Raw genomic sequence first — 7,253 nt, 5'->3', positions numbered from 1 at the left:
GCCCCGGCCGACACGCCACCGTGGTCGTCCTCGCCGTGGCGCTCGGTCTGCAGAACGGCACGGTGCACCGCACGGCGATCGCCGACCTCCCGACGACGGTGGTGACCCTGTCGCTGGCCGGACTGGTGTCCGACTCCCGCTTCGTGGGCGGCCCCGGCGCGCGGGGACCACGCCGCGCGGGATCGCTCGGCGCGATGCTCGCCGGTGCCGCGGTCGGCGCACTCCTGCTCCGGATCTCGGCCACCGTCGCCCTCGCGGTCGCCGCCGCCCTGGTCGCCCTCGCCGTGACGGTCTTCGCCACGACGGTTTCCGCCACGACGGCTGGGAAGCGCCCCTGAGGACGGGGTGTCTGCCTACGCGACCGCGAGCACGATCGTCTGGGTGACGGAGCCTTCCTCGGTGTCGCGGTTCTGCAGGAAGGTGACCCCGGCCGCGAGTTCGAGGAACTTCGTGCGCAGCGTGTCCTCCCCGTGCATGCCGGCCTCGGCGGCGAGGAGGAACGCGCTCAGCCGCACCACGGTGGCGTCCTCCGCGGCGATCGGCCCCCGCCGGGGCCAGGCGAAGGTGGGCAGGGCCAGGTCGGCGAACGCCTTCGCGGCCCCGGCGGGCCAGGTACCCGGGAGGCGTTCGCAGGCGGTCGCGTAGGCGTTGCGGGCCCCGTTCTCCAGGGTGTCCGGGAAGACCCGGAACTCGTCGGCGTCGACGTCGATACCGGACGCCCGCGTCAGTTCCCGGTGCAGCCGGTCCGGCCAGTCCCGCGGGTCGCCGTCGGTGAGGGTGCGGGCCAGCACCCGCGCCGACGCGCGGCCCAGGACGTCCTCCACCGTCTCCGTGTACGCGCTGCCTTCCGGGATCGCGCGGGCACGGCGCATCCCGGCCGCGAGCACCCGGTCGATCGGGTCGGCACCCCGGTCGGCGGTCACGGTGCGCCAGATCGTGCGGGACAGCAGCTGCAGGTCCCGGCCGAGCTCGGTCTCGTACTCGGTGAGCAGGCGGGCGTCCCGGAGTTCGGCGATCCGGGACAGCGCCCACCGGTGGTCGAACCCGGGCACGGCTGCGAGGCTGCCGACCACCCGCACGGTGCGTTCGAGGTCCGCGCCGATCGCCCCCACGACGTCCTGCGCCCCGGTGAGCGCGTCCGCCACATTGGACACCCGCTCGTGGACCCGGTCGGAACCACGCTCGAACGCGCGGTCCAGCTGGTCGACGTAGTCGACGTAGAGGCGCTTGTTCGTGCTGCGGGCGTCACCCAGAAAGCGCAGCAACACCAACGAACGCAGCAGGAGCAACCGGCTCAACCCCGCCCTCGCCCGGGCGAGGTCGCCGGTGAGGTGCTCGGCGACGTTCCGGGCGTCGACGGCGTGCGGATGCCGCGTCTTCCCCGGTGTCCACAGCAACGACCGGTGCTGGCCCGGCTCGGGCGCGAGCCACGCACTGCACGTCGGCAACCGCTCCCGCACCGTCGGGTCGTTCAGTTCCGCCCGCGTCGGCAGGTGGTATCCCGGCTCGCCCTCGGTGACGTCGTTGATCCACCGGGTGAACCGCACCGCCTCGGTGAACGCCACATCGGTGACCGGGTCGTCGTCGTTGCCCACCGCGAAAACCGGTGCGCCGGTGTCCTGCTGGAAGAGCCGGTGGATCCGCACGGTGACGGGCAGCGCGCACACCCGGCGCCCGTCGGCGGTGCGGACCACCGTGCGCAGGTGCCGGGTGAGCAGGACGCGGTTCATCACCCGGCGCAATTCCGGGTCGGTGTCCGGCACGGCGGTGGAGGCCAGCAGCTCGTCCAGCGCCCGCCGGTACTCGGGCGCGAGCTCACGACCGCCCTCGGCGCAGTCGAAGGCCAGGGACAGCGCGGCGACGCTGCCCGAGGCGAGGCACGCCCGCACGATCGCGTCCGCGTCCGCCATCGCCGCGTAGAGGACGGTCGTCTCCCGCCACCACGGGTCGTCGACGGTCTCCTCCAGGATCCGGGACAGCTCCTTGTCCCGGATGTGGGCGGCGGCCAGATACTCCTGGAAGGTGTGGTGGGTGAACGAGTAGAGCCCGTTCTCCCGTTCGATCAGCAACCCGTGGTGCCGGGCGTCGCCGATCACCTCGACGGCGCCGACGTCCTCCGGCATCCGGGCGAGCATGGTCTCGAACTCGTCGTGCACCTCCTGACGCGGGAGGTCGCGGACCTGCCGCCGCATCATCGCGAACGCCAGCCCGCGCAGCAGGTACTGCTTGCGCGGGCCGGACAGCGCGACGTCGAGCCGCTTGGCCTCCTGCCGTTTCCAGAGCACAACCTGACAGATCTCGCCGTACAGACCGGACCGGCTGCCCGGCAGCGCGCCACGGTCCCGGTGCACGTTGGCGATCATGGTCAGCAGCAGCGGGTTGATCGTCAGGTCGTACAGCGACGGCAGCACGTTCAGCCGCTCCAGCAGGTCGTCCGCGCCCAGCCGCGCGCGCTCCCGGACACCGTCGTCCCCGGTGCCGGTATCGGTGGGGCCGCCCGTGCCGGTGCCCGTGTCGCCGGTGCGGGCCGCGGTGGCGACGGCACTGGCCTGCACCTCGGCGGCGAGGTACCAGGCGTGGACGAACTCGACCACCTGGGAATGCGTGAAGCTGCGCACCTGGAAGATCTCCGCGCCCGAGATCGGAGCCTTGCGGTAGCCGCGGGGTCGGGAGGTGACCACGAAGGCGTTGTCCCGGTACTGGACGATCTGCCGCTCGATCCAGTCGGCCACGGCCCGGCGGTCGTCCCGCCGGGCCACCTCGTCCAGCCCGTCGAGCAGGACCACGCATCGACCCTGTTCGAGTCGTTCCTCGAACCACCGGGTCGGTTCGTCCGTGGCGAACCGGCCGAGCTCGGTGCGGGTGCGGACCAGGTCGGCCAGGCTCACCTCCGGGTCGGCGACGACCGTGGCCGCGTGGTCCCGCAGGGCGAGCAGGATCGGCACGGGGCGCGGCCCCTCGCCGTCGGCGACCCGGCTCGCGGTGTGCCACAGCAGCGTCGTCTTCCCACACCCGGGCACCCCCACGACCCCGAGGATCCGCGGCCCCGACCGTCCGAGCAGCTCCGTCAGGGACACGCGGTCCTCGACATGGACCGGGAGCGGATCGACCACACCCTCCTCCACCTGACTGGCCGCCCGGCGTGCGAGGCCCGGGTCGACGAAGACCCGGCTCAGCTCCGGGGTGTGGAACCCGAGCGTCGACAGCCCTTTGAGGTCGACCGACCGGGTGCGGTTGCGGATGAAGGTGCGGTAGTCCTCCTCGAACTTCGCCGTCAGGCGCCTGTTCTCCCAGGTCGTGTCGAAGCGGTCCACCAGCCGGTCCCGCACCCGGGTCCAGAGCGGCTCGACGATCGACCGGGTGGCGGCGTAGCCCAGCGCCAGCAACGCCCCCGTGACCGTCGCGACCGACGGCAGGTCGACGGGCCACCACCCCGTCGCGGCCGCCACACCCACGGCGAGGACCAACACCGCCGCCGTGATCCAGAAAACCCTGCGCACCATCGCCGGGCACCTCCCACCGGGGCCGGACATCCGGTCACGTCCACGGTAGGTAACCCGACCGGCACCGTACGTCGGTTATGCGAACTTCGACGGACGAACCCGACGAACCGTTCCCCCCGGCGCGACACGGCCTGCCCCGGGCGGGTTTATCGCACGCCCGGACGTGGCAACCCCGCTGACCCTGGGGGACGAACGAGGACCACCGACGAAAGGCACGGAACGCCACATGCAGCCGGAACGCAGCCAGCAGATGACCGAGTTCGCGGAGAAGGTGCGCGAGCGGGCCGGAATCGACAACATCGAGGAGGCCGACCAGCTCAGTCGTGCGTGCGCACAGGTACTCGGCGAGACGATCTCCGGCGGACAGGCCGAGAACCTCGCCCTCCAGCTGCCCGACGAGCTCGGCGCCGAACTGGCCGCGCAGCGGGGGCAGGCCAGCTCGTACGACAAGGCCCAGTTCCTGGAGAAGGTCGGCGGCAAGATCTTCTCCGTGGACACCGACCGGGTCGAACGGCAGGTCGCGGCCGTGTTCGCCACGATCCGGGAGACCACGCGGAAGGGCGAGCTCGACGACACGCTCGCGCAGCTGCCGCCCGAGCTGACCGAGATGTTCGACCGCGAGAAGGCGTGAAGGAGGCGGCGGCGATGAGCACCGGTGAAGCCCTTCCCCTGCCGGACTACGACGAGCTGCCGATCGCGAAACTGCAGCACCAGATCCGCTCCCTGCCCGCCGGGGACATCGACCGGCTGATCGAGCACGAGCAGCGGCACGGCGACCGCACCCCGGTGTTGGAACTGCTGCGGACCCGCAGACAGCAACTCGACGAAGGCGCCGAACCCTCCGGCGGGGACCAGTGGGACGGCACCGGCAAACCCGCCGACACCCGGCACGGATCACCGGTGTCCCCGGACAGCACCGCCCCGCCCGGCGGCCCCCTGCGGCACGGTGTCGCCGGCAACACCCCGGAGCGGGACCGGCCCTGATCCGGCGCGTCGCGGCCGGCCGTCGAGTGGACAGGTGGAGCACTCCGGCCGACCGCGACGCGACTTCCGGTGCAGCGCCGACGGCGCGATGACGCCCACGGACACGCTCACCGGTGCTAGGGTGCGTTCCCTCCGCGACACACAGCCACCCGGCACGGGTGCCGGGGCGTTCCTGGGGGGATCGACGTGCCCACGGTGTGGACCAGACGCCTGCAGATTCTCGTGTTCACCTGTTCGCTGGTGTTCACCCTCGGCACCGCGCTGCAGAATTTCGTCGTCGTCGATGAGGAGATGCTCCGGCACACCATGCGTCTGGCCGGGCAGACCGCCGACGAGGCGGCGGCGAACGCACCGGGCTTCCTGACCGGCTTCCGCGTCGTCGGCTGCGTCTACCTCGTGGGCAACGCGCTCGGACTCCTCGCGCTGACCGGGCGGAACTGGGTGTTCTGGGTGGTGCTCGCCGTCAATGTCACGCAGGCGGCCGGGGTGGTCGTCATCCCCGCCGAGGTCTTCGCGGCCTCACTCGACCTGTACGGGACGGCGGGCGTGCTGCCGACCGCCGTCACCGACGGGGGTGCACTGCTGCTGTCCGCGGTCCTGGTGTTGTTCCTGGTGCGATTCCGCAGGCCGTGGGCCCGCCGCCGGGGGGACCCTCGGGACGGGCAGCGGGACGAACCCGCCCCACGGTGACGACAGGACACAGAGGCGATGACGGACACAGGGTCCACACCATCGTGTGGTCACACGCTGTGGAGCTGAGGGGAATCGAACCCCTGACCTCCGCCTTGCAAAAGCGGCGCTCTACCGATTGAGCTACAGCCCCGGACCGCGGGTGGTAACACCCGCGGGGTGGTCTCAGTTCGTGCTCGTCGCGTCCGAGCTCGCCTTGGTCGGGGCGCTGCCGTTCTGGGAGGCGCCGGCCGTGGGACGCTCGCTCGGTGCGGTGGCTTCGCGCCACAGATCGGCTTCGGCCTTGGCGTCCTTGTTCTTCTTGATCACGAAGAACACGCCGCCCGCGACGACCGCGAGTGCCAACAGCTTCTTCACGGTGAAGCCCTCCTCGACAACCTGCTGACCATGCGCCCCCGATGCTACTGCACGTCCCCGGCCGCGTGTTTATCCGGTACCGCACCCGGGTAGCTGCGGGGAGTCATCGTCGCCAGAAAGGGAGTCGCATGGCCGAACGAGACGAGAACCAGGAAGGGGTCAAGGGCGCGGTCGAGGACCTCAAGGGTCGCGCCAAGGAGACCTTGGGAACGGCGCTGGGCAACGACGAGATGGAACGCGAGGGCAGCGCCCAGCAGGAGAAGGGGCAGGCGCAACAGACGGCCGCCGAGAAGCAGGCCGAGGCCGAGCGCGCCGAGCAGGAGGCCGGCCGGGCGGAGTCCCGCGAACAGTCCCAGCAGTGATCGGACGCGGCACCGCCGCGTCCGAAATTCACTCGATATGACGTATCGCCGGGTGTGCGGTCCCTCCGCACCGGCGTTCCCCGGCGGGCACCGTCCCGACGTCGTTGTTTCACATGGAACAGCGGCGGTGTGCCCCGCCGGAGCCCCGGGCGGCAGAGCCGTCCCGGGTCAGTAATCCAGGGCGGACAGCGGTAGCCGCCCGAGCGACCATCCGGCCACCTCGGTCAACAGACCACGCCAGTGGACCCCGGGCTCGGGACCGAGGTGGCCGGACGGTTGCACCCACTGGCTGTCCCGCAGGTGTACGTAGGTGACCTCGCCGTGTACCTCGCCGCGGTTCTGCGAGGCGCGCTTCTTGTAGAGCACCGACTGCTCCCGGTACACGTTCGCCACGTGGTACGCCGCCTCCGACCCCTCCAGCTCGACGAGCGTGGCGACCTCGTCCATCCAGCGCGTCGCCGTCACCAGGTCACCGGTGATGAGGCCACCCGACACGCTCAGGGTGACGCCCATGGCGAAATCCTCCATCTGGTTCGCCGCGTCGACGAACGCCTGCAACAGGAAATCCGGGCGGGCAGCGCACATCACCGGCCCCCTTCGTCACCGACTGTCGTGTCGGAGACCTACCCCCACCGGGACCGGATGAACGCACCGGCGGGCGACGTCACGCCTGTGACTGACACCGGGACGACGGGACGGGTGGCCCGGCCGGAGACAGAAAAAGGGCCGGTACCCGAATCCGGATACCGGCCCCTTCCGGTGGGCCCAGGAGGACTTGAACCTCCGACCTCATCGTTATCAGCGATGCGCTCTAACCGCCTGAGCTATGGGCCCGTAACGCTGAACAGCTTACCTCAGGCGATCAGCGACCTCCCGACGGGGGTCGCTACTCCCGCTCGGACAGCGTCACCTCGAGGCCACCCGCCATGTCGGCACAGACGTTGTAGATGAACGCGCTCACCGTGGCCAGGGCCGACACCAGCACGATGTTGATCGCACCGACGACCGCGGCGGCGATGAATACCGTGCCCGCCGTGATCAGCGGACCCTCCGTCGCCGCGCCGTCGTTCTGCACCAGCGAGTCGTACGTGCCGTTGATGCTCTCCCAGACGCCCATCCCGCCGAGCACGGTGTAGAGCACGCCCACGGCGACGAGCCAGACGAAGAACAGGGCCACGCCGAGCACCAGGGACAGCTTCAGCACCGACCACGGATCGAACCGCTTGAGCTGCAGGTTCGCCCGCCTGGGCCCGCGCCCGGGCCTCCGCAGCGCACTGATCGGCCGCGAACCGCCACCGGCGGCACCGCCCTGCTCGGACGCCTGCGCGCCGAGCGGACCGTTCGGGCCCGCGGCGGC

General features: G+C 71.2%; 9 protein-coding genes and 2 tRNA genes. 5 read left to right on the top strand and 6 right to left on the bottom strand.

Features of this window, described 5'->3' with window-relative positions:
• On the top strand, positions 1-338 hold a 338-nt coding region (locus SACPADRAFT_RS27890; RefSeq protein ID WP_157577181.1), incomplete at its 5' end, for a DUF1275 family protein.
• A 15-nt stretch (positions 339-353) separates the two neighbouring features.
• Here SACPADRAFT_RS27890 and SACPADRAFT_RS0214810 read toward each other — a convergent pair.
• The gene (locus tag SACPADRAFT_RS0214810) at positions 354-3,503 is read right to left on the bottom strand and encodes an NACHT domain-containing protein (RefSeq protein ID WP_007025735.1); all 3,150 of its coding nucleotides are present in this window, start codon (positions 3,501-3,503) and stop codon (positions 354-356) included.
• Between the two features lie 226 nt (positions 3,504-3,729).
• Between SACPADRAFT_RS0214810 and SACPADRAFT_RS0214805 the strand changes: the two genes are divergently transcribed.
• The 3 genes from SACPADRAFT_RS0214805 (at position 3,730) to SACPADRAFT_RS0214795 (ending at position 5,177) form a co-directional block, all read left to right on the top strand.
• A complete protein-coding gene (locus tag SACPADRAFT_RS0214805) occupies positions 3,730-4,134 on the top strand; it encodes a DUF2267 domain-containing protein (RefSeq protein ID WP_007025736.1) in 405 nt (134 codons plus the stop codon).
• A gap of 14 nt (positions 4,135-4,148) precedes the next feature.
• Positions 4,149-4,487, top strand: a complete 339-nt coding sequence (locus SACPADRAFT_RS0214800) for a DUF8129 domain-containing protein (protein WP_007025737.1) — start codon at positions 4,149-4,151, stop codon at positions 4,485-4,487.
• Positions 4,488-4,682: 195 nt separating this feature from the next.
• Entirely contained in the window at positions 4,683-5,177 is a 495-nt protein-coding gene (locus SACPADRAFT_RS0214795; RefSeq protein WP_051442470.1) for a hypothetical protein, read from the top strand.
• Between the two features lie 60 nt (positions 5,178-5,237).
• On the opposite strand, the gene SACPADRAFT_RS0214790 is transcribed toward SACPADRAFT_RS0214795, so the two are convergent.
• Both SACPADRAFT_RS0214790 and SACPADRAFT_RS0214785 read right to left on the bottom strand, forming a co-directional pair.
• Positions 5,238-5,310: transfer RNA gene (locus tag SACPADRAFT_RS0214790), tRNA-Ala, on the bottom strand.
• A gap of 32 nt (positions 5,311-5,342) precedes the next feature.
• On the bottom strand, positions 5,343-5,534 hold the full coding sequence (locus SACPADRAFT_RS0214785; protein ID WP_007025739.1) for a DLW-39 family protein: 192 nt from the start codon (positions 5,532-5,534) through the stop codon (positions 5,343-5,345).
• A 128-nt stretch (positions 5,535-5,662) separates the two neighbouring features.
• Here SACPADRAFT_RS0214785 and SACPADRAFT_RS0214780 point away from each other — a divergent pair, with 128 nt between their 5' ends.
• On the top strand, positions 5,663-5,896 hold the full coding sequence (locus tag SACPADRAFT_RS0214780) for a CsbD family protein (RefSeq protein WP_007025740.1): 234 nt from the start codon (positions 5,663-5,665) through the stop codon (positions 5,894-5,896).
• Positions 5,897-6,064: 168 nt separating this feature from the next.
• On the opposite strand, the gene SACPADRAFT_RS0214775 is transcribed toward SACPADRAFT_RS0214780, so the two are convergent.
• The 3 genes from SACPADRAFT_RS0214775 to SACPADRAFT_RS27885 all read right to left on the bottom strand — a co-directional run.
• The gene (locus tag SACPADRAFT_RS0214775) at positions 6,065-6,481 is read right to left on the bottom strand and encodes a hypothetical protein (RefSeq protein ID WP_007025741.1); all 417 of its coding nucleotides are present in this window, start codon (positions 6,479-6,481) and stop codon (positions 6,065-6,067) included.
• Between the two features lie 175 nt (positions 6,482-6,656).
• A tRNA-Ile gene (locus tag SACPADRAFT_RS0214770) sits at positions 6,657-6,730 on the bottom strand.
• A 52-nt stretch (positions 6,731-6,782) separates the two neighbouring features.
• A partial coding sequence (locus SACPADRAFT_RS27885; RefSeq protein WP_040924391.1) for a DUF3566 domain-containing protein occupies positions 6,783-7,253 on the bottom strand: 471 nt, incomplete at its 5' end.

This window comes from Saccharomonospora iraqiensis subsp. paurometabolica YIM 90007, from assembly GCF_000231035.2.
Taxonomy (GTDB): Bacteria; Actinomycetota; Actinomycetes; order Mycobacteriales; family Pseudonocardiaceae; genus Saccharomonospora; species Saccharomonospora paurometabolica.
Note: the sequence above shows the minus strand (reverse complement) of the source record. Positions and strands in the feature narration are given on the sequence as shown.